The organism is Streptomyces sp. NPDC026575, assembly GCF_055567415.1.
Genome location: NZ_JBVHQM010000003.1, coordinates 365,289 through 386,781 on the forward strand (window position 1 = coordinate 365,289; position 21,493 = coordinate 386,781).

Here is a 21,493-nt window from a genome sequence, read left to right on the forward strand (position 1 = left end):
GCCTATCGTGGGCGGGGGCCGCTCCCACCTGCGCGGTCATGGACGTCGAAGGAGACGCACACGATGGCCGCCGGCGGAGACAGCTCAGTCATACGTCGCAGCACCCTGCGCCAGCAGATCGCCGACGCGCTGCGCGACGAGCTGCTGGCGGGCCGGCTGCCCTCCGGTCACCCCTTCACCGTCAAGGAGATCGCCGACCAGTACGGCGTCTCCGCGACCCCGGTGCGCGAGGCCCTGCTCGACCTGAGCGCACAGGGGCTGCTCGACGTGGAGCAGCACCGCGGCTTCAAGGTGCACGCCTTCACCGCCGACGACTTCCGCGCCATGGTCGAGGCCCGCACCCTGATCATCGAGGGCATCTTCCGCAGCGACGCCGACCGGGCGCTGCGCGCCACCCCGGGGCAGGTGCTGATCTCCATCCGCCGCCGCGCCGAGGAGGCCGAGCGGGCCGCCCGGGCCGGCGACCTGGACGTGCTCATCGGCTACGACCTGCGGTTCTGGCGCGAGCTGAGCAGCATCGTGAACAACCCCTACATCAGCGACTTCCTCGACCGGATCCGCGTGCAGACCTGGATGTTCGCGGTCCCGCTGCTGCGCCGCGAGGACGACCTCAAGGGCCACCTCTGGCAGGGCCACAGCGCCCTTGCCGACGCCCTGATCCGCCACGACCTGCCCGCCGCGCAACAACTGATCGCCGAGTACAACGAGCACTCCCTCGCGCTCGTCCGATAGCGGCCCTCAGCCGCCCGACGCTCACCCTCGTCGGATCGCGCGGCTGGCACTACGCTGTCCCGACTCGGCCGTAATGGGCCGTACTCGTAAGCGTACGTGCGCCGGTGTCCCCGTCCCCGACCGGAAGCGAGCCCTCACTCGTGGCATGTGACCTGTGGCTGGTACCCCTCGTCGATGTGCTGTGCCACAGCCCCGACAACCCGTTCTCCGAAGAGATCGCCGCCTACGACAAGGCCCTGACGGAGGCGGGACTGCCACCGGTCCCGGTCTTCAGCTATATGCCGGGCCTGTCCGGTGACGTCGCCCCCATCGCCGGGTTCGACTACGACGCGCTGCACTTCCTGCGCCGCGCCTACCTGCTGCGCCTGTGCGGCCTGGAGGTGACGCCGGTCGACGAACTGGGCGGCGACTACGAGCAGTTGCTGGAGATGTTCGAGACCACCGCGCAGCAGTCCCACCTGGTGTGGCACTACGACCACGCGGGCGCCTACGTCCCGGTCGACTTCCCGCATCCGCTCGCCGACGACGAGCTGCTGGAGGGCGGCGGCCCGCTGGGCTCCTCGCACGGCCTGCTGCGCGACCTCGAACTGGTCGCGCCGTCCCTGGGCATCGATCCGGCCAATCCTCCGGCCGCCCCCGCACCGCCGTCCGGTCCCACCTCCCTGGAGGAGCGCGCGGGCGCGGTGCCCCTGGACGACGGCCCCTTCGCCCGGGAACGCCATGTGTGGCTCGGCCTGCACGCGGCCGCGACCCGAAGCCTGGGCCAAGGGTCCATGATCGTCTTCAGCTAGTCGCTGGGCGCTGCGCTTGGCCCGCCTCCCACGTTGTTGTCTGGCCCGCCGTGGGGGTTTCTCTGGGTTCGCCTGCGGCGGGCGGGGTCCGCTGCGCGGGGCTGTTCGGGTGCCGGTGTCGGTCCTCCGGGGCTGGGTGTCCGGACTGCTGCGCTTTACGTCCGGACACCCAGCCCCTCCGGCCCGCCCCCTCCCGTGGATGGGTGGAAAAAAGCCGTGGGGGTGGACGTCGGCCTTCGTGCGCGCGTGGTCGACAGATGAGGCTCGCCCCCACCGACCCTTCTTCCCATCCACCCACGGGAGGGGACAGACAGTAGGACGAAGTCCGTAGGGCTGTCACCGCACCCGACACACAAACGCCCGCCGCCAGGCGCAACGGCGAACAACCACCACGGCGGGCCAGACAACAACGTGGGAGGCGGGCAAAGCGCAGCGAAACGTGGGAAGCAGGCCAAGCGCCAAGCGCCAAGCGCCTAGCGCCCCGCCTCCGGCGGCCGCTGCCGCGGCATGTTCGGTCGTGTGCGGTGCGGCACCGCGAACCGGCCCGTGGGGCCCGCTCCGTCCGGCCGCGCCGCCGCCCACGGGACCATCGCCTGCGTGGCCTGCGGCACCGGACCGGCCCGGAACTCCGCCATCCAGTCGGCCGTCTCGGTCCGCACCAGCTCCCCGAGGTCCTCGTTGAACCGCCGCAGCACTCCCAGGCAGCGCTCCACCGCCTCGCTCGCCGTCCCCTCCGTCGGCCCGAGCACCTCGCGTACGCCCTCCGACGCCCAGTCGAACTGCAGCGCCTCCAGCCGCCGGTGAATGGCCTGGGCGGTCGCCAGATCCCGCATCCAGCCGGCCGTCACCCCGAAGTACCGGTCGCCGGCCACGCACACCGCCGCCAGCAGCAGCGACAGACAGCCCCAGGACGCCCCGCCCTCCCAGACCCCGGCCAGATCCAGCAGCGGCAGCGCCCCGCCCACCGTCATCCCGGCCGCGGCCCCCAGCCGCAGCGCCCGTGCACCGCGGCGCTTGGCCAGCCGGTCGTGCAGGTACCAGTCGGCGGCGCGCAGCGCGCCCTCCTCGGTCCAGAGATAGAGCGCCTGAAGGCGGCCGCCCGGCTCGCCCCAGTCGCCGAGCGGAAAGGCCCGCCCGGCGAGGTCCCGCCGGGCGCGGCCCCGCCTCCCGTACCGCCGAGGGGAGCGGCCGCCCTCCCGAGGGGGCCCCTCGGGCTGCATCTCCGGCTGACTCACCCGTGCACTCCCTCTCTGCGCTCTCTGCTCCACCCCGCCAGAACGTGCGGTGCGCGCGTGACATACGTGGTGCACGCGTGACATAACGTGACGACCGTCACGCACAGCTCCCTTCCTACCGCCGAACGGCTGGCGTCGGCCGCAAGATCACGCTATTTCCGCCCAGAAGTGGTGCGGAGTCGGCTATAGGGACATCGGGGATCTCACCCGAAAGAGTTGCCAGGGCCGCGCAGGGACTCCGTTGGTTTCCGGCCGCCGCACGGTCGTTGTGCGATCGGCGCAAGGCCGCCGTCCGGCCGCCTGGTGCATTCGTCTAGGCTGCCACCGTGAAGGTCCTCGTCATCGGCGGCGGCGCCCGCGAACACGCCCTGTGCCGCTCTCTGTCCCTCGACCCCGACGTCACCGCGCTGCACTGCGCTCCCGGCAACGCCGGCATCGCCGAGGTGGCCGAATTGCACGGGGTCGACGCCCTCGACGGCGCGGCCGTCGCCGAACTCGCGGTCGGCCTGGAGGCCGACCTGGTCGTCGTCGGCCCCGAGGCCCCGCTGGTGGCGGGCGTCGCGGACGCCGTACGCGACCGCGGTATCCCGGTCTTCGGCCCCTCGGCCCAGGCCGCCCAGCTGGAGGGCTCCAAGGCTTTCGCCAAGGACGTGATGGCCACCGCGGCCGTCCCCACGGCCCGTAGCTATGTCTGCACCACCCCGGAAGAGATCGACGAGGCCCTGGACGCCTTCGGGGCGCCGTACGTCGTCAAGGACGACGGCCTGGCCGCCGGCAAGGGCGTCGTGGTCACCGAGGACGTCGAGGCGGCCCGCGCCCATGCGCTGGCCTGCGACCGCGTCGTGATCGAGGAGTTCCTCGACGGCCCGGAGGTCTCGCTCTTCGCGATCACCGACGGCGAGAGCGTCGTCCCGCTGCAGCCCGCCCAGGACTTCAAGCGCGCCTACGACGGCGACCAGGGCCCCAACACCGGCGGCATGGGTGCCTACAGCCCGCTGCCCTGGGCCGACCCCAAGCTGGTCGACGAGGTCATGGCCACCGTGCTGCAGCCCACGGTCGACGAGCTGCGCCGCCGCGGCACCCCTTTCTCCGGGCTGCTCTACGCGGGCCTGGCGATCACCTCCCGCGGTGTGCGGGTGATCGAGTTCAACGCCCGCTTCGGCGACCCCGAGACCCAGGTCGTCCTCGCCCGCCTCAAGACCCCGCTCGGCGGCCTGCTGCGGGCCGCCGCCACCGGCGAGCTGGCCGCCCTCCCGCCGCTGCGCTGGAGCGACGACGCCGCCGTGACGGTCGTCATCGCCTCCCACAACTACCCGGGCACCCCGCGCACCGGCGACGTCGTCGAGGGGCTGGCCGAGGTCGCCGAGCAGGACGCCCCGGAGGCGTACGTCCTGCACGCCGGCACCCGGCGCGACGACTCCGGCGCGGTGCTCAGCGCGGGCGGCCGGGTGCTGTCGGTCACCGCCACCGGATCCGACCTCACCACCGCCCGGCAGCGTGCCTACCGCGCCGTGGGCCGGATCTCCCTGGACGGCTCGCAGCACCGTACGGACATCGCCGCCAAAGTCGCGGACGAGGCGGCGCAGGCACCGGGCGCGTAGGCAGTGCGGCCGCGGGGCCACCTGCGGCCCCGGCCGCACGGCCCCGGGTGCCCGTACCGCCTTGCCGCGGGTTCCCGGCTTTACCCAAAGCCATTCCATCGAGTGACCACACCAGATTCCGGCTGACGAGGCCCGCACCCCCAACTAGGGTGCCGCGCAAGCGTCCTGCGGATGCCGTGCCCTGATACGGCACGGTCGCCGCGGCGACGTCCGGCAAGTGGCTCACCGGCATTGCGATGTCAGTGGCCAGTGCCACAGTGGTGATGAGCGAGCTCGCTCGCACCACTACAAAGCGCAGTGTTCGAAGGCGTCCGTTACAAAGCGCAGTGTTCGAAGGCGTCCGTCCCGTGTTCTCTCCGTCCGGCTCCATCAGGACAGCAGGGGGTGTACAGGCTCGTGGCAAGTCCGGAAACAGGCGTCCTGGCGGCGCGTGCCCGCGCCCTCGCCGTGCTGAGGGTGCGCGGCGCGGCGCTGGCGGTGGCGCTGCTGCCCGCGGCCGCGGCGGTGGTGCTGTTCGCCGGCCGGGCGAGCGGCCATCTCGGCGCGGGCGGCGGCTGGGACCTCGCCCGCTGGATCGTCAGCGGCGCGGCGGTGCTCAGCCTGCTGCTGGCGGCCCTGGTGGCGACCGTCGTCGCGCGTGCCCGGCCCGCGCTCAGCCCCTCGGTGCCGATCTCCGAGAAGTCCGCCCCCGACCTCTACCGCCTCGTCCGCGACCTCGCCGAGCGCCTGGAGGTCCCCGCGCCGTCCGCGATAGCGCTCACCCCGGACTGCGACAGCTGGCTGGAGGACCGTACGCACCGCGCCCACGGCCCGCCCGACCGAGGTGGGCACCCCCCGGCCGAGGCGCGCCGGGCGCCGAAGGCACCGGTCCTGGTCATCGGCTCCCCGTTCCTGTGGTGGATGCGCGTCGCGGAACTGCGCGCCCTGCTGGCCCCCGTCGTCGCCGGCACCGGCCCCTCGGCCCACCCCGACATAGCCGCCGCCCGCCGCTTCATCCGCGGCCTGGACGCCGCGGCCGCGGTCTCGGCCCGCGCCCGTGGCCCCCTGCGCGGCCCGGTGCTCCGCTTCGTCGGCCAGGTGGCGCGGCTGCTGCTGAGGGCCTGCCGCGAGCACGCCACGATCATGGAACGGGCCGTCGCGGCCGCCGCTTCCGAGCGCGCCCAGACCGTCGACTACGGCCTGCGGATCGTCGCCCAGGAGCAGGTCGGCCTCGCCTACGCCGGCTGGGACCGGCTGCTCACCCGGGTCGCGCTGCCCGCCTGGCGGATGGGCCGCTGGCCCTCCCGGCTGGATGCCGGCGTGGTCTCCGCCCTCACCGAACTCTCCCGCCGCGACCGCCTCGCCGACGGCTTCGCCTCCCGTCTGGGCGAGCGCCCCGCCTGCGACCTCCTGGAGGAGCCGGGCGCCATCGACCGCGCCGCCTCCCTGCTGGCCGCCCGCCTCTTCCACGGCGGCCCGGCCGAGCCCGGGCCCGACTGGTCACCGGTCGGCTGGCACCAGTACCCGGAAGAGGTCGTGGACCGCAAATGGCGCCTGGAGGCCGCCCGCCTCCACCGCGTCCTCGACGACCTCCCGGCGGCGCTCCCGACGACCCCGCCCACGGCCCCGAAGGCGACCCCCGCCGCCCCGACCCTGTCGTACGCCAGCACCCCGGCCCGCGGGGCCGCCGGCCGCCGCCCCGGCGGCGGTCCGCCCGCGAACCCCGCGGCCGCCCCCGCCGACCGCCGGGCGGGCGAGCCCGCCGCCCCGCCCGCGGGCCCGACCCTGGCCCGGGTCATCGACCGGCTCGTCCATGACGAGCAGGCGGGCGACCTCGTCGCCGCCCGGCTGGGCGCCGAGGTCGAGCGCGAGGAGCGCGAGGAGGCGGCCCGCCAGGCCGCCCTCGGCAGCCGTGCGCAGGACGCCGCGGTGGGTGTGGCCTGGGGCGACGGGATGGTCGAGGGCGGCCTTCCGCTGTTCCCGCTGCAGCCGCCCCGGACGGGCCGCGAGCTGCTCGCCGACCACGTCACGGCCATGGTCTGCTGTGCCGCCGTCGACACCGCCGGCGCCGCTCCCGGCCTCGACTGGCTCGACGGCCCGGCGCTGCTGGTCGACGGCGCCCGCCGCGCCGACCTCGGCCGCCCGGTGCTCAGCCTGGTCGACGACGGTGACGCGGAACCGCTCCGGGGCTGGCTGACGACGGTCGGCGTACGCCCCGAGAAGCCGGTCCGGCTCGTATGACACGGGCGACCGGCCGGAGCGTGCGCCGGGGCCCGCGCCCGCCCGTGCCCCGACCGCCGCTCCGATCGGCGAACACGAGCCCGAAGCCGTCACCCGCAACCGCCCGGAGCTCCGGCTGAATGTTCCCTTCCAGTTCGTGCTTCGGGGCGGTGGCATCTAAATTCACAACGAAGGGTGACGAAGTGAGTGCGTAATGTGATGTGCTGGGGGGTGGCCGGGTCCGCTCAGCGGACGCAGCACCGGCCCGATCGGCCCAGGCCGACGGGGGACGCGGGAGGGGAGCGGAAGGTGGCGACGGAACAGATCAGGCGATGGGAATCGGGCGCTCTCGCCCACGCGGTCACGGACCCGTTCGGGCAGGGCCCGCTGCCCTGGCTGCGCGGCAGCGAGAACTACTTCGAATCCGGCCAGATCATTCCCTGGTACGTCGACCCCGCCGTCGCCCAGGGAGACCTGCGGCTGCCCGCGCCCCGTAAGCACAACGGCCCGCGCAGCGCCGACGACGTCCACCGCCAGATCAAGGGCTTCGCCGGCACCGGCGCGGTGGCTCCCGGAGAAGCGATCGACTTCCGGGTCTCGGTCGACCCGCCGCAGCCCTTCAGCATCGACGTGTACCGCATCGGCCACTACGGCGGCGCCGGTGCCGCCAAGATCACCACCAGCCCGCGGCTGGCCGGCATCGTCCAGCCGCCGCCGCTGACCGTCGACCGCACGGTCTCCTGCCACCACTGGTGGCTCTCCTGGCGCCTCCAGGTCCCCGCGTACTGGCAGCTCGGCGCCTATGTCGCGGTGCTGACCACCGCCGACGGCTACCGCTCCCACATCCCCTTCACGGTCCGCGACGACCACCCCGCCGACCTGCTCCTGCTGCTGCCCGACATCACCTGGCAGGCATACAACCTCTACCCGGAGGACGGCCGCACCGGCGCCAGCCTCTACCACGCCTGGGACGAGAAAGGCGCCCTGCTCGGCGAGCGGGACGCCGCCACCACGGTCTCCTTCGACCGCCCGTATGCCGGCGCCGGCCTGCCCCTCCATGTCGGCCACGCCTACGACTTCATCCGCTGGGCCGAGCGCTACGGCTACGACCTCGCCTACGCCGACGCCCGCGATCTGCACGCCGGCCGCGTCGACCCGTCCCGCTACCGCGGCCTGGTCTTCCCCGGCCACGACGAGTACTGGTCGGTGCCGATGCGCCGCACGGTCGAGCTGGCCCGCGACACCGGCACCTCGCTGGTCTTCCTCTCCGCCAACACCATGTACTGGCAGGTCGAGCTCTCCCCGTCGCCCTCGGGGCCGGACTCCCTGCTCAACTGCCGCAAACGTCAGGGCCCCGGCCGCCCCGCCCTCTGGCGCGAGCTCGGCAACGCCGAGCAGCGCCTGATGGGCATCCAGTACGCCGGCCGGGTGCCCGAACCCGCCCCCATGGTCGTCCGCAACGCCGACCACTGGCTGTGGGAGGCCACCGGCGCCCACGAAGGCGACGAACTCCCCGGCATGGTCGCCGGCGAGGCCGACCGCTACTTCCCGCGCACCAGCCTCCCCGAGCACACCGGCCGCATCCTCCTCGCACACTCCCCATACCGCGACGGCGAGGGCGCCCCCCGCCATCAGGAGACCTCCCTCTACCGCGCCCCCAGCGGCGCCCTGGTCTTCGCCTCCGGCACCTTCGCCTGGTCCCCCGCCCTGGACCGCCCCGGCCACGTGGACGAACGCATCCAACGCGCCACCGCCAACCTCCTCGACCGCATCTGCAAACGCGACTAGGTAGGGGAATCCCCTCCGCCCCCGCCGCGTTGTGGCCCGCAGGGGGTCCGCGCGACCCCTACGGGATCTGTTCCCCCACCCCCTAGAGGCCGCCCGCCCGAGCAAGCGGCCGTCCACCACCCCCAGCAGAGCCCCCGCCCCCATGCGGCGTCGCCTTTCCGTATACGGGAGAATCGGACCGACTCCTGGATCAACCTACGCGGAGGAAGCGTGTCCGGTTTTGTAGAAAAGCCTGAGCCTGTGGAGGTCCCGGGGCTCACCCACCTCCACACCGGCAAGGTGCGCGACCTCTACCAGAACGCCGCCGGCGATCTGGTCATGGTCGCCAGCGACCGCATCTCCGCCTACGACTGGGTGCTGCCCACCGAGATCCCCGACAAGGGCCGCGTCCTGACCCAGCTGTCCCTGTGGTGGTTCGACCAGCTCTCCGACCTGGCCCCGCACCACGTCATCTCCACCGACCTCCCGGCCGGCGCGCCCGCCGACTGGGCGGGCCGCACCCTGGTCTGCAAGTCGCTGCGGATGGTCCCCGTCGAGTGCGTGGCCCGCGGCTACCTCACCGGCTCCGGCCTCGTCGAGTACCGCCAGTCCCGTACGGTCTGCGGACTGGCGCTGCCCGAAGGACTCTCCGACGGCTCCGAACTCCCCGCGCCGATCTTCACCCCGGCCACCAAGGCCGCCGTCGGCGACCACGACGAGAACGTCTCCTACGAGGAGGTCGCCCGCCAGATCGGTGCCGAGGTCGCCGCCGAGCTGCGGCAGGCCACCCTCACCATCTACAGCCGGGCCCGCGACATCGCCCGCGAGCGCGGTCTCATCCTGGCGGACACCAAGTTCGAGTTCGGCTTCGACGGGGAGCGGCTGACCCTGGCCGATGAGGTGCTCACCCCGGACTCCTCGCGCTTCTGGCCCGCCGACCAGTGGGAGCCGGGCCACGCCCAGCCGTCCTTCGACAAGCAGTTCGTCCGCGACTGGCTGACCGCGCCCGCCACGGCCTGGGACCGTTCGGGCGAGCTGCCGCCGCCCGCCCTCCCGGACGAGGTCGTCGAGCGCACCCGCGCCAAGTACCTGGAGGCGTACGAGCGCCTGACCGGCCTCAGCTGGTCATAACGGAAAGGCCCCCGGTCACCGACCGGGGGCCTTCTCACCTTGAGCGGACGACGAGGCTCGAACTCGCGACCTCAACCTTGGCAAGGTTGCGCTCTACCAACTGAGCTACGTCCGCATGCTCCGCGTCCCGGCTCCTGAATCCAGTCGCCACCGCGCGGTGCGGGGTCCACTATAGCCAACCTCGCTCGCGGGCGAGGCGTGCCGCCGCATGACGATTTTCCGCGCCCAGCTTCGCGGTCGCCGACGAGAGGTAGTTCCGCACCGTCCCCGGCGACAGCGACGCCCGCTCCGCGATCTCCGTGACCGGCGCCCCGGCCTCGGCGAATTCCAGCACCTCCGCCTCCCGGACGGTCAGTGGCGAGTCCCCGGCGCTGATCGCGTCCGCTGCCAACTCCGGGTCCACATAGCGGTTTCCGGCATGGACGGTGCGGATGATCTCCGCCAGCCGCTGCGCCGACACGGTCTTCGGCACGAACCCCCGCACCCCTGCTTCCAGTGACCGCTTCAGATGGCCCGGCCGCCCATGGCTCGTCACGATCATCGACCGGCACTGCGGCAGCTCGCCCCGCAGAGATGTGGCCACCGCCACACCGTCCGCCCCCGGCATCTGCAGATCCAGTACCGCTATGTCCGGCCGGTGCGCCAGCGCCATCGCCAGCGCCTCGGGCCCGGAGGCCGCCTCGGCCACCACCAGCAGATCGTCCTCCAGGGACAGCAACGCGGCCAGCGCGCCCCGGATCAGATGCTCGTCGTCGGCCAGCAGCACCCGGATCGGTGCCCCGCTCATATCGCCCCGCTTTCCTGTACGGCGGCGGCCGGCACCGGGAGCTGCACCGTCAGGCGGTACGAGCCGTCCGGCCGCCACTCCGCCTCCAGCGTGCCCCCCAGCGGCAGGAGCCGTTCCCGCAGGCCCTTCAGTCCACTGCCCCCGCCGCTCGCGTTCGGTCCCGGGGCGGTGTCCCGTATGCCGTCGTTCTCCATCATCAGCACCGTCTGTCCGGCGCTCACCCGCGTCCGGATCACACAGCGTCCGGCGTCCGGCGCATGTCGCAGCACATTGGTGGTGCCCTCCCGCACGACCCAGCCCAGCGCCGACTGCACGTCGGCCGGCAGTCCCGCCCCGCCGTCGCCCTCGATCTGGCAGCCCACCCCCGCCGCCTGGAGTACGGAACGGGCCCCGGCCAGCTCGGCCTGAAGATCGGCCTCCCGATAGCCGCGCACCACCTCGCGCACCTCCCGCTGCGACTCCTGCGCTATCTGCTGCACCTCCACCATCTGGTCCACGGCCTCGTCCCGTCCCCGCCGCGCCAGCTGCACGGCCAGCTCGCTCTTCAGCGAGATCACCGCCAGATTCCGCCCCAGTACGTCATGCATGTCCCGCCCGAACCGCAGCCGCTCCTCGGCGACGGCGAGGCGGGCCTGCACGCCGCGGGCGGCCTCCAGCTTCCACATCACGGCGAGGAACCAGCCCACGGACCGCCCGGTGGAGCTGGCCATCAGCCCCACGGTGACCACCAGCGCCGCCACGGACCCCCAGAGCGACCAACCGCCGCCGAGTGCGCCGCCCACGAGGAGCAGCGCCGCTGCGCACAAGCCGCATCCCCCCAGGAAGACCCGCTTGCGGATCAGCAGACTCAGTGCGGCGCCGCTCGGTATCAGGGCCGTCACCATCGTCCCGCCCACCAGCATGCCCAGGGTGCTGGCGTTGGCGCTGTCGGGCGGGCCGACGAGCAGGCTGAGCGCGGTCAGGGCGCCGAACACCGCGACGGTCAGCACCATCGAGACGGCAAGCAGTCCCCACGGCGCGGGCCCCTTCCCCATATACCGGTCCAAGGCCCGGCGCCCCAGCGGCACGAACACGAGGGCATGCAGCGCGCACAGCGCGAGGATGGCGCGGACGACGGCGAGCTGCGCGCCGGTGAGGTGGTCCGGGACCAGCAGTATCAGCGAGGTGAAGGCCAGGCTGAGCCATGGCTGCCCCTGGAGCATCCAACGCGAGTAGGTGTCGATCCATGCGAGGGTGCTGCGCCCACGCCACTTCCGCCGCACCCGCCCGATCACACGATCCCCGCCCTCGTCGTCCATCTCTACCGCCGTGGCTCCCAGCGGAACCGCCGCTGTCCAGCAAACACCGCGATTGCGCACCACACCAACCCGATGACGAGCTGCTTCACCGTCTCACCCGGATCGGCTCCACCGGTCCACCCGGCCTGCAGCAACCCCATCACCGGGGACAGCGGCAGCAGTTCGAGTACCTGGGCCAGGCGGTCCGGCAGCATCGCCAGAGGGAAGAACACTCCCGATCCCACCAGCGACACCATGAACAGCGGGGTCGGCGTCAGCTGAGCGGCCTCCGCGGACTTGGTGATGCCCGCGGTGAGGGCGGCCAGTCCGGCCATCACCACCACACCGATCGCGACGCCCAGCGCGACCAGATGCGGAGCCTTGGGCATCTCCACCCCCAGCATCAGGCTGCCGCCGGCCACATAGAGCACGCACTGCGCCAGCATGATCAGCACGGCGGGCAGCGCGCCGCCGGCGAGTATCTCCCAATCGGCCAGCTCGCCGGTCCGCAACCGCTTGAGCACCAGGTCCTCACGCCGGGTCACATACACGCCGACGAGGTTGTTGTAGACGGCCATGAGCAGGGCCATGCCGAGCGCCGCGGGCAGCATCAGCGCTCCGAGGGACAGCCCGGTCTCCTCCGGATCCAACTGCTCGCTGAAGTACGCCTTCATGCCATAGGTGATCAGCAGGGGAGCGAACACGCCCGAATAGATCATGAGCTTGCTGCGCCCCAGCAGCGTCAGCTCCGCCCGCCCCAGCGCGATCAGTCGCCCCGCCGCGCTCGTCGCACGGCTCGCCCCCGGTCCCACTTCCGCGCGAGCCCCCATCTCACCGCCGACAGCACTCACTTGCTCTCCGCCCCCTTCTCCATCCCGTTCCCGTTCCCGAACCCGTCTGCGGACCCGCTGTCGGTGCCGCCGCCGATGCCGCGCGATATCTGCAGATACGCCTCCTCCAGCGACGCCGCCCGCACATCCAGGCCGTGCAGCTCGACGCCCTTGTCCCGGGCCCAGACCAGCAGGCCGGTAGCGGCCCGCTGCAGCTCGCCGGTCTGCAGCCGCACCGTGCGCCCCTTCTGCTCGTGCCCGGTGACCCCCAGCTCCGCAAGCGGCGGGAGATCGCCCACCAGGAACCCGCCCGGCAGCTCGAAGGAGATCCGGGACGGCTGCGCGGCCACCACCTCACCGACCCGCCCGGCCGCGGCTATCCGTCCGGCATGCATGATCGCCAGTCGGTCCGCCAGCTCCTCGGCCTCTTCGAGGTAGTGCGTGGTCAGCAGCACCGTCGTCCCGACGTCGCACAGCGAACGCACCAACTCCCAGGTCTCGTGGCGCGCTTCGGCGTCCAGCCCGGTCGTCGGCTCGTCGAGGAACAGCACCTCGGGCCGCCCCAGCAGCGCCAGCGCCAGGTCCAGACGGCGCCGCTCCCCGCCGGAGAGCTGCTTGACCCGTACGTCCTTGCGCGGCGTCAGCCCGACGATCGCCAGCGCTTCGTCCACCGGCCGTGCGCCACTGGTGCAGCCGGCCCACATCCGCAGGGTTTCCGTGGGCGTCAACTCCGAAGGGAAGCCGCCTTCTTGGAGCATCACCCCGATCCGCGGCCGTACCTTGTCCCGCTCCTTGTACGGGTCGTGGCCCAGCACCCGCACCTGCCCGCCGCTCGGCGGGGCCAGCCCCTCCAGCAGCTCAAGGGTGGAGGTCTTGCCCGCGCCGTTGGTGCCCAGCAGCGCGAACAACTCCCCGCGGGCGACCGAGAAGTCGACGCCGCGCACGGCTTCGTACCCCTGCCTGCCCCCGCTGCGTCCCCTGCCCCCCTCGGCAACGGACCTGGGCCGCCCCCCGCGCGGTCCAGATCCGTTGCTCCCCCTGCCCTCGCCGCTGCGGCCCCTGCCCGACGCCCCATAGCGCCGCCGCAGCCCGCCGACCTCGATCACGGTCTCGGTTCCGCCGAACTCCCCGGTTTTCATGCCTCAAGACTCCCGCGCCATCGACGGCCCGGCCGGTGAGCGGTGTCATCGCTATAGATGACAAATGTCAGTTGACCGCGCACGGGCCCACTTCGACCGCCCACAGGGCACCCTGGCCGCCCACAGGCCACCCTGACCGCCCACAGGCCACCGCGACCGTGCACGGACCACCTTCGATCGGGCGCAGACGCCGCCTCCGCGCCCCGCCGGCCACGGCCGTACGCGCCCCCGCCCGGCCGCGGTCCCGCGCCCCCACCCGCCGGCGCCCACGGTCCGACACCTCGCGCCCCACCGCTGCCTTCCCCACCGTTGCTTTCCCCCACCGCCCCCTTCCTCCCTCCCGCTCTCCGACCACCTCTCCCCCAGAGCGCGAAAAGGGCATATTTGTTCCTATTCTTTTTGATCACCCCGGGTAGGGTCCATTACGGGGGGAGGGATGGGAAATTCCGCCAATGCGCGACCGATACGCGCCCCGTCTGCGCCCCATGTACGGCCATATACCCGGTCTCATCAGCTCTTTGGATTACGGTGCAGGATTCGGTGTCCATGCCTCGTTAACGCCGGACGAGGCGCTGGAATTCGCCTGGAGCGAGCGGCCCGACGTCACTCTTCTCGGTGCGGACTTCCCCGACTTCGGCTATTGGTAGAGGAGTTCTCGCTCCTCCCCGAGCCGCCCGCCATCGCCGTTCTGCGCGATGCCCCGTTCCCGGCGTACGTCGATGCGACGCTGAGCCCCGGGGTGTCCGGCGTCGTTCCGCGCGATGGCCCGCCGGAGCATCTGCGGCGCGCGGTGCACCTGCTCGGCGAGGGGGCGGCCGTGGTCTTCCCGGCCACCCGTCCGGTCCCCGGCCGGTCCTTTCCCCGACGGTGCATCCGCGGCCGGCGGAACTCACCGAGCGCGAGCGCTCCGTGCTCTTCTTCCTCGCCCGCGGCCTCACCACTATGCAGATCGCGCGCCGGCTTTCGCTGCGGCCGGACACCGTGAAGGAATACATTCGCTCGATCTACATGAAGTGCGGGGTGAACGGCCGCGTGGAGGCGGCGCTGCTGGCGTACGGCATCGTCCCGCCGGCCGAACGCACCGGCAGCGAGGCGATGTCCGCCTGATTCGCCCGCCAAATCACCGCTGACAACAGGCGGTTGTGGCCGGCGGCAACCCCCACTTCGGGGGAGGAAAGAGCTGGATGGGCGGCCGCCGCGCCAGCTGAAATGTGCGAACCGGGACGTGGCCGGTCGAATCACCGACCGAATGACCGGCACATTCTTCTTGGCGGTTCGCCGAGACAGGGGGAAACGCAGTGACGCGGCAGTTGGCAAAGGTGCCGATCGGGGACGTTCGGCGCTCCCCGGCACCGGACTTCGGACTTCTCGCGGGCCGCGAGCGCGAGGTGCTGCTGCTCCTGGCGGGCGGTCCCTCGAACCGTTCGCTGGCCCAGCACCTCAGTGTCGCCGAGCGCACCGTACGGGCTCATCTGACCAGTATCACCCGCAAGTTGGGCGTCCGTTCGCGACTTGAGGCGGCCCTGCTCGCCACCGTCCACCACGACGTCCTCCGGCCGACGGCGACCTTCCACGTAGTCAACGCCCGGGTGATGGGGCTGTCCCGGTTCGTCCGGGCGTTCCTGGGGACCTATCCGGCGGTGCGGTACGCGGTGCAGGGCACCCGGCCGGCCGCACCGCAGGCGTCCGCACCCTCCCGGCGCGTCATACCGCCGGCCTCCCGGCTCGCCCCCCGGGCCGACCGCAGCCGCCCTACGGGGCCGGGGAGCCGCCCGGTGAGCCCCCGCAGCGACACCCTGCCCCGTGCCGCCGGCGCCGCGGTCGCCGCCGCGGGCCTGGCCGCCCAGCACCGACGGCACCGCAGAGTGCTCCGCGGCCACGGCGACGAGGCCGTCTGGGAGACCGGGGCGGGCAATCTGCTCGCCCACCGCTTCACCGAGGCCGCCGGTGCCGCACCCCGGCCGGGCGCACCCGAGCCCCCGGTCCTGGTCTTCGAGCCGGGCATGGTCTCCACCGCCGCCCACTGGTCGTGGCTGCGCCGCGCGCTCGGGGAGGAGTACGCCGTCCTCTCCTACGACCGCGCCGGATACGGACGCAGCCGCCGCCGCGACCGCCGCGACTTCACCCTGGACTCGCCGCGGCGGACCTGGCCGACCTGGTCCGCGGAGTCTGCGGAACCGCCAGGTGGTCCTCGTCGGCCACTCCCTGGGCGGATACCTGGCCCTGCGGGCAGCGGAGCGCCTCGCGGACCCCTGAGGGGAGGCCCGTGCCCAAACCTCCGGTGAAGCCGCAGTCACCGCGCGGTGAGATCGCCCGGCGCGCGGTCGAGGCGGGGGCCTGGCCGGCTGGTTCGCCGCGACCGTCCTGAGCCAGCACCCGAACGCCACCCTGGACCGGCTGCGCAGGTACGACCGCTTCGGCATGCTCATCCCGAACTGGCGCTTCTTCGCCCCGAACCCCTCCCGGCACGACTACCACCTGCTGTACCGGACCCTGTCCACCTCGGACGAGCAGCCGCAGTGGCGCCCGGCCTCGGAGATCACCGCGCGCACCTGGAACCCAGGCCGGGTGGTTCCCGCGCCGCCGCGAGAGCAAGGCGGTCTTCGACCTGTGCGGTCAACTCGCCCTGTACGTCGGCAGGAGGGGCGAGCAGGTCCCGCAGTCCGTCCCCTTCCGGCTGCTGCGGGACTACGTGGGCCGGCACATTCAGGAGTCGGGCCCGGCGGCCTGGCCGACGGTCCGGGGGTTCCAGTTCCTGATCGTCCAATACAGCGGACACGACCACTCCGAAGCCCCCACGTACCTGTTCACCTCCCAGTTCGTCCCGGTCACCGCACCGGCACCGGAGCAACCAGGCGCGCAGGCCCGGGCGCAACAGGAAGAGACGGCAGCATGACCCGCATCGACGACATCGGATACGGCCACCAGTTCGCGTCGTTCTACGACGAGGTCTTTCCCCAGGACGAGTCGGCCGAGCGCGTCGCCGACACCCTCGCCGCCCTGATGCCCGGCCCCGGCGCCGCCGTCGAACTCGGCGTCGGCACCGGCCGGATCGCACTGCCCCTCGCCGCCCGCATCGGCTCGGTCGTGGGCGTCGACTCCTCGCCCGAGATGCTCGGGCACCTGCGGGCCGCGGTCGCCGAGTCCGGCGCCGCCGTCGAGGCCGTGCACGGCGATCTGCGCGGCTACGAGGACGACCGCTGCTATGCGCTGGTCCACGCGGTCTGCGGCACCCTCTCGATGCTGCTCGACCCCGACGAGCAGCGGCAGGCCGTGCGGCGGATGGCCGAGCGCCTCGCCCCCGGCGGCCATCTGGTGATCGAGACCCACAACCCTGCGGGTGTCCTGGCGACCGCCGACGGCAGAGTGGCCACCACCTTCTTCGTGCCCTACCCGAAGCCGGACACGGGCCTGCTGACCTCCTGGATGATCGACGAGAAGCAGGCCCTGTGGCAGGTCTCGCACATCTGGCTGGCGAACGGCACCTTCCGTATCGGCGCCGAAGTGAGCCGTCTCACATCTCCCGGTGAGGTGGATTCCTCCGCGGACGAGGCGGGCCTGGAGCCCGTCCGCCGCAGCGCCGACTGGGCCGGCACCCCGTACGCCGTCGGGTCGCCGATGTACGTCGCGATCTACCGGAAACCGAATTAGGTGACGTGGGCAAAGACTCCGGCCGGGCCAAAGGCGTCCGGCCGGCGGGGCCGGGCCCGCCAGGGGGCCGGGCCCCGCGGCAGAAACCACCGCAGCGACAACCACCGCAGCGACAAAAAGACCCCGGTCGCGATGACCGGGGCCTTTTCTTTCTGGAGCGGACGACGAGGCTCGAACTCGCGACCTCAACCTTGGCAAGGTTGCGCTCTACCAACTGAGCTACGTCCGCAGGCATCCACTCGGCTTTCACCGAGCGGCGCGACAGCTACTCTACCTGATCCATTGGAGAGGTCGAGACTGTCAGAGCGGGTGACAGGGATTGCACACTGCGCCTCCCCCTTGGAAAGGGGGCGCTCTACTACTGAGCTACACCCGCGTGACTCCGTGAGGTCCGGCCTTCCGGCCTCGCCCCTCGGCGTGCTCCAGACTCTAGCTGATCAGTAGGGGTGCTGTGCAAGTCGGCTGCGCTCGCTCCGCGGGACGCCGGCAAGTCGGTTAGTGGTTGGCGGCGTTGAATGCCTCGTAGACCTTCTTCGGGATCCGGCCGCGCGGCGGGACGTCCATCTGGTTCGAACGGGCCCAGGCGCGGACGGCCGCGGGGTCGGGGGTCACCGCGGTCCGGTGGTAGGCCTTGCCGGACTTGGCCCGCTTGCGGCCGGCCTCGACGAAGGGAGCGAGCGCGCCGCGCAGTTTCTTCGCATTGGCGGGATTGAGGTCGATCTCGTACGACTTCCCGTCCAATCCGAAGGCGACCGTCTCTGCGGCTTCTCCTCCGTCGATGTCATCGGAGAGCGTTACTACTACGCGCTGCGCCACGGATATCGGTCCTTTCGTGGAGCAACCCCTTGTTGACATGGAGTGATGCTCCGGATCCGGCTGATTGGGATCAATGCTTTTTCATTTGTACAGCGATGGGCATTGCATTGTGAAGCCCAGTTAATTTTGTCAGCGTGTCTTGCCGCAATCCCGACTCCGGATCTTTTCAAGAATTTTCCCTGAGGCGCACTCCCGCCGATACCGGACCGTGATCGGGCGCCCTGGATATCTATGCGCGTAGATTTTCGAACGCGGTACTGTGAGGACACCGCCTTACGCACCACACCACCGGGAGTGCCAGTGGCACGCGTCGTAGTCGACGTCATGCTCAAGCCGGAGATCCTCGACCCGCAGGGGCAGGCGGTGCAGCGCGCACTGCCACGCCTGGGTTTCGAGGGGATCGCCGACGTCCGTCAGGGCAAGCGTTTCGAACTTGAGGTGGAGGGTCCGGTCGACGACGCCGCCCTCGCTCGCATCCAAGAGATGGCCGAGACCTTCCTCGCCAACACCGTCATCGAAGACTTCACCGTGCGCGTCGACGAACCGGCCGAGGCCGGGTCATGACCGCTCGCATCGGAGTCATCACCTTCCCCGGCACGCTCGACGACCGCGACACCCAGCGCGCGGTCCGGGTGGCCGGCGCCGAGGCGGTGCCGCTGTGGCACCGCGACAAGGACCTCAAGCAGGTCGACGCCGTGGTGCTGCCCGGCGGGTTCTCCTACGGCGACTACCTGCGGGCCGGGGCCATTTCCCGTTTCTCGCCGGTGATGGAGACCGTTATCGAGCAGGCCAAGGCCGGTATGCCGGTCCTGGGCATCTGCAACGGCTTCCAGGTGCTCACCGAGAGCCACCTGCTGCCGGGCGCCATGCTGCGCAACAACCATCTGCACTTCATCTGCCGCGACCAGAAGCTGCGGGTGGAGAACGCGGACACCGCCTGGACCACCGATTACTCGGTCGGCCAGGAGATCTCCGTACCGCTGAAGAACATCGACGGCCGCTACGTCGCCGACGAGCGGGTCCTCGACGAGCTGGAGGCGGAGGGCCGGGTCGCCTTCCGCTATCTCGACGGCAACCCGAACGGTTCGCTCCGCGACATCGCCGGGATCACCAACGAGGCGGGCAATGTCGTCGGCCTCATGCCGCACCCCGAGCACGCCGTCGAGCCGCTGATCGGTACCGGCAGGACCGACGGCCTCGGTTTCTTCACCTCGATCCTCAAGAAGCTGGTCAACGCCTGATGACTCTGGACACGGTCAAGCACGCGACCGAGACGCCCGACGTCGAGCAGCCCTGGAAGGAACTCGGCCTCAAGCAGGACGAGTACGAGCGCATCCGGGAGATCCTCGGCCGCCGTCCCACCGGCGCCGAGCTCGCCATGTACTCCGTCATGTGGTCCGAGCACTGCTCCTACAAGAGCAGCAAGGTCCATCTGAAGCAGTTCGGCGAGAAGGCCCCGGAGAACGACGCACTGCTCGTCGGCATCGGGGAGAACGCCGGCGTCGTCGACGTCGGCCAGGGCTACGCGGTCACCTTCAAGGTCGAGTCGCACAACCACCCCTCGTACATCGAGCCCTACCAGGGCGCGGCCACCGGTGTCGGCGGCATCGTGCGCGACATCCTTGCGATGGGCGCCCGCCCGGTCGCCGTGGTCGACCCGCTGCGCTTCGGCGCCGCCGACCACCCCGACACCAAGCGCGTGCTGCCCGGCGTCGTCGCCGGCATCGGCGGCTACGGCAACTGCCTGGGCCTGCCCAACATCGGCGGCGAGGTCGTCTTCGACTCCTGCTACCAGGGCAACCCGCTGGTCAACGCCGGCTGCATCGGCGTGATGAAGCACGAGGACATCCACCTCGCCAAGGCATCCGGCCCCGGCAACAAGGTCATCCTCTACGGCGCCCGCACCGGCGGCGACGGCATCGGCGGCGTCTCGGTCCTCGCGTCCGAGACCTTCGACGACAGCAAGCCCACCAAGCGCCCCGCCGTCCAGGTCGGCGACCCGTTCCAGGAGAAGCTCCTCATCGAGTGCACCCTGGAGATCTTCAAGGAGAAGCTGGTCGCGGGCATCCAGGACCTCGGCGGTGCCGGTCTGTCCTGCGCCACCTCCGAGCTGGCCTCCGCCGGCTCCGGCGGTATGCGGGTCGAGCTGGACACCGTGCCGCTGCGCGATGCGACGCTCTCGCCGGAGGAGATCCTCATGAGCGAGTCGCAGGAGCGCATGTGCGCGATCGTGGAGCCGCAGCACGTCGACCGCTTCATGGAGATCTGCGAGAAGTGGGACGTCACCGCCACCGTCATCGGTGAGGTCACGGACGGTGACCAGCTGGAGATCTTCTGGCACGGCGAGCTCATCGTGGACGTGCCGCCGGGCACCGTCGCCCACGAGGGCCCGACCTACCACCGGCCGTACGCGCGCCCGGAATGGCAGGACGCCCTCCAGGCCGACGACGCCGGCAAGCTGGCCCGCCCGCAGAACGGCGCCGAGCTCAAGGAGCAGGTCCTGAAGCTGGTCGGCTCCCCGAATCAGGCATCCAAGGCGTGGATCACCGACCAGTACGACCGCTTCGTGCAGGGCAACACCGTCCTGGCGCAGCCCGAGGACGCCGGCATGATCCGGGTCGACGAGGAGTCGAACCTGGGCGTGGCCATGGCCACCGACGGCAACGGCCGGTACGCCAAGCTCGACCCGTACGCGGGTGCCCAGCTGGCGCTGGCCGAGGCGTACCGCAATGTCGCCGCGTCCGGCGCCAAGCCGCTGGCGGTCTCGGACTGCCTGAACTTCGGCTCGCCCGAGGACCCGGCGGTGATGTGGCAGTTCGCCGAGGCCACCCGCGGTCTCGCCGACGCCTGCCAGACCCTGGGCACCCCGGTCACCGGCGGCAACGTCTCGCTGTACAACCAGACCGGTGACGTGGCGATCCACCCGACGCCGGTGGTCGCGGTGCTCGGCGTCATCGACGACGTCAACCGCCGTACGCCGATCGCGTTCGCGGACGAGGGCCACCTGATCTACCTGCTGGGTGACACCCGGGAGGAGCTGGGCGGTTCGGCCTGGTCGCAGGTCGTCCACGACCACCTCGGCGGGCTCCCGCCGAAGGTCGACCTGGACCGCGAGCAGCTGCTGGCGGAGATCCTGATCTCGGCCTCGCGCGACGGCATGATCGACGCGGCGCACGACCTCTCCGACGGCGGTCTGATCCAGGCGCTGGTGGAGTCGTGCCTGCGGGGCGGCAAGGGCGCCCGCCTTGTCGTGCCCGACGGGCTGGACCCCTTCGTCCTGCTCTTCTCCGAGTCGGCGGGCCGGGCGATCGTCGCCGTCCCGCGCAGCGAGGAGCTCCGCTTCACCGACATGTGCGGTGCGCGGGGGCTGCCGGCCACCCGGATCGGTGTGATCGACGGCGAAGAGATCGACGTCCAGGGGCAGTTCGGCATCCCGCTGAGCGAGCTCCGCACCGCCCACGAGGGCACCATTCCGGGCCTGATCGCCTGAGTGCCGCACGCCCGGCCGGCTGATCGGCCGGCCGGGTGAGGCACCAG

Annotated in this window: 20 protein-coding genes and 3 tRNA genes; 14 read left to right on the forward strand and 9 right to left on the reverse strand. The window is 71.7% G+C overall.

Going from position 1 to position 21,493, the window contains the following annotated elements:
- Positions 1–63: 63 nt before the first annotated feature.
- Both ACZ4NB_RS05885 and ACZ4NB_RS05890 read left to right on the forward strand, forming a co-directional pair.
- On the forward strand, positions 64–732 hold the full coding sequence (locus tag ACZ4NB_RS05885; RefSeq protein ID WP_467658566.1) for a GntR family transcriptional regulator: 669 nt from the start codon (positions 64–66) through the stop codon (positions 730–732).
- A 140-nt stretch (positions 733–872) separates the two neighbouring features.
- A complete protein-coding gene (locus ACZ4NB_RS05890) occupies positions 873–1,523 on the forward strand; it encodes a hypothetical protein (protein ID WP_467658567.1) in 651 nt (216 codons plus the stop codon).
- Between the two features lie 473 nt (positions 1,524–1,996).
- Here ACZ4NB_RS05890 and ACZ4NB_RS05895 read toward each other — a convergent pair whose 3' ends face one another.
- Complete coding sequence (locus ACZ4NB_RS05895; RefSeq protein ID WP_467658569.1) at positions 1,997–2,758, reverse strand: SLATT domain-containing protein; 762 nt, start codon at positions 2,756–2,758, stop codon at positions 1,997–1,999.
- 326 nt (positions 2,759–3,084) lie between these two features.
- Between ACZ4NB_RS05895 and purD the strand changes: the two genes are divergently transcribed.
- From purD to ACZ4NB_RS05915, 4 genes are all read left to right on the forward strand, one after another.
- Positions 3,085–4,359: a phosphoribosylamine--glycine ligase gene (purD, locus tag ACZ4NB_RS05900; protein WP_467658570.1), complete on the forward strand. Its 1,275-nt coding sequence runs from the start codon at positions 3,085–3,087 to the stop codon at positions 4,357–4,359.
- Between the two features lie 396 nt (positions 4,360–4,755).
- Entirely contained in the window at positions 4,756–6,579 is a 1,824-nt protein-coding gene (locus ACZ4NB_RS05905; RefSeq protein WP_467658572.1) for a hypothetical protein, read from the forward strand.
- Positions 6,580–6,867: 288 nt separating this feature from the next.
- On the forward strand, positions 6,868–8,346 hold the full coding sequence (locus tag ACZ4NB_RS05910) for a N,N-dimethylformamidase beta subunit family domain-containing protein (protein WP_467658573.1): 1,479 nt from the start codon (positions 6,868–6,870) through the stop codon (positions 8,344–8,346).
- 210 nt (positions 8,347–8,556) lie between these two features.
- A complete protein-coding gene (locus tag ACZ4NB_RS05915; protein ID WP_467658575.1) occupies positions 8,557–9,456 on the forward strand; it encodes a phosphoribosylaminoimidazolesuccinocarboxamide synthase in 900 nt (299 codons plus the stop codon).
- Positions 9,457–9,498: 42 nt separating this feature from the next.
- On the opposite strand, the gene ACZ4NB_RS05920 is transcribed toward ACZ4NB_RS05915, so the two are convergent.
- From ACZ4NB_RS05920 to ACZ4NB_RS05940, 5 genes are all read right to left on the reverse strand, one after another.
- A tRNA-Gly gene (locus ACZ4NB_RS05920) sits at positions 9,499–9,571 on the reverse strand.
- Between the two features lie 54 nt (positions 9,572–9,625).
- Positions 9,626–10,243 (reverse strand): response regulator, encoded by a 618-nt coding sequence (locus tag ACZ4NB_RS05925; protein ID WP_467658576.1) that lies wholly within the window; start codon positions 10,241–10,243, stop codon positions 9,626–9,628.
- Positions 10,240–11,541, reverse strand: coding sequence for a sensor histidine kinase (locus tag ACZ4NB_RS05930; RefSeq protein ID WP_467658577.1), 1,302 nt, complete (start codon positions 11,539–11,541; stop codon positions 10,240–10,242). The genes ACZ4NB_RS05925 and ACZ4NB_RS05930 overlap by 4 nt, the downstream gene beginning before the upstream one ends.
- A gap of 2 nt (positions 11,542–11,543) precedes the next feature.
- Positions 11,544–12,371 (reverse strand): ABC transporter permease, encoded by an 828-nt coding sequence (locus tag ACZ4NB_RS05935; protein WP_467658579.1) that lies wholly within the window; start codon positions 12,369–12,371, stop codon positions 11,544–11,546.
- Positions 12,368–13,489, reverse strand: a complete 1,122-nt coding sequence (locus ACZ4NB_RS05940) for an ABC transporter ATP-binding protein (RefSeq protein WP_467658580.1) — start codon at positions 13,487–13,489, stop codon at positions 12,368–12,370. The genes ACZ4NB_RS05935 and ACZ4NB_RS05940 overlap by 4 nt, the downstream gene beginning before the upstream one ends.
- 518 nt (positions 13,490–14,007) lie before the next feature.
- On the opposite strand from ACZ4NB_RS05940, the gene ACZ4NB_RS05945 reads away from it, so the two are divergent.
- The 5 genes from ACZ4NB_RS05945 (at position 14,008) to ACZ4NB_RS05965 (ending at position 17,140) form a co-directional block, all read left to right on the forward strand.
- On the forward strand, positions 14,008–14,136 hold the full coding sequence (locus tag ACZ4NB_RS05945; protein WP_467658581.1) for a hypothetical protein: 129 nt from the start codon (positions 14,008–14,010) through the stop codon (positions 14,134–14,136).
- Between the two features lie 220 nt (positions 14,137–14,356).
- Complete coding sequence (locus tag ACZ4NB_RS05950; RefSeq protein WP_467658583.1) at positions 14,357–14,596, forward strand: helix-turn-helix domain-containing protein; 240 nt, start codon at positions 14,357–14,359, stop codon at positions 14,594–14,596.
- A gap of 191 nt (positions 14,597–14,787) precedes the next feature.
- The gene (locus ACZ4NB_RS05955) at positions 14,788–15,774 is read left to right on the forward strand and encodes a helix-turn-helix domain-containing protein (protein WP_467658584.1); all 987 of its coding nucleotides are present in this window, start codon (positions 14,788–14,790) and stop codon (positions 15,772–15,774) included.
- A gap of 407 nt (positions 15,775–16,181) precedes the next feature.
- The gene (locus ACZ4NB_RS05960) at positions 16,182–16,385 is read left to right on the forward strand and encodes a hypothetical protein (RefSeq protein WP_467658586.1); all 204 of its coding nucleotides are present in this window, start codon (positions 16,182–16,184) and stop codon (positions 16,383–16,385) included.
- A complete protein-coding gene (locus tag ACZ4NB_RS05965; RefSeq protein ID WP_467658587.1) occupies positions 16,382–17,140 on the forward strand; it encodes a class I SAM-dependent methyltransferase in 759 nt (252 codons plus the stop codon). The genes ACZ4NB_RS05960 and ACZ4NB_RS05965 overlap by 4 nt, the downstream gene beginning before the upstream one ends.
- Positions 17,141–17,293: 153 nt before the next feature.
- Here the strand turns inward: ACZ4NB_RS05965 and ACZ4NB_RS05970 are convergent.
- The 3 genes from ACZ4NB_RS05970 to ACZ4NB_RS05980 all read right to left on the reverse strand — a co-directional run bounded on the left by ACZ4NB_RS05970 (position 17,294) and on the right by ACZ4NB_RS05980 (position 17,956).
- Positions 17,294–17,369: transfer RNA gene (locus ACZ4NB_RS05970), tRNA-Gly, on the reverse strand.
- Between the two features lie 75 nt (positions 17,370–17,444).
- A tRNA-Gly gene (locus ACZ4NB_RS05975) sits at positions 17,445–17,516 on the reverse strand.
- Between the two features lie 119 nt (positions 17,517–17,635).
- On the reverse strand, positions 17,636–17,956 hold the full coding sequence (locus ACZ4NB_RS05980; protein ID WP_026170169.1) for a histone-like nucleoid-structuring protein Lsr2: 321 nt from the start codon (positions 17,954–17,956) through the stop codon (positions 17,636–17,638).
- 300 nt (positions 17,957–18,256) lie between these two features.
- Here ACZ4NB_RS05980 and purS point away from each other — a divergent pair, with 300 nt between their 5' ends.
- From purS to purL, 3 genes are read left to right on the forward strand one after another with little or no spacing between them, the layout of a single operon-like run.
- Positions 18,257–18,520: a phosphoribosylformylglycinamidine synthase subunit PurS gene (gene purS, locus ACZ4NB_RS05985; protein ID WP_393499192.1), complete on the forward strand. Its 264-nt coding sequence runs from the start codon at positions 18,257–18,259 to the stop codon at positions 18,518–18,520.
- Positions 18,517–19,197, forward strand: coding sequence for a phosphoribosylformylglycinamidine synthase subunit PurQ (purQ, locus tag ACZ4NB_RS05990; protein ID WP_467658589.1), 681 nt, complete (start codon positions 18,517–18,519; stop codon positions 19,195–19,197). Before purS ends, purQ begins: the two co-directional genes overlap by 4 nt.
- Positions 19,197–21,446 (forward strand): phosphoribosylformylglycinamidine synthase subunit PurL, encoded by a 2,250-nt coding sequence (gene purL, locus ACZ4NB_RS05995; protein ID WP_467658590.1) that lies wholly within the window; start codon positions 19,197–19,199, stop codon positions 21,444–21,446. Before purQ ends, purL begins: the two co-directional genes overlap by 1 nt.
- Positions 21,447–21,493 lie beyond the last annotated feature (47 nt).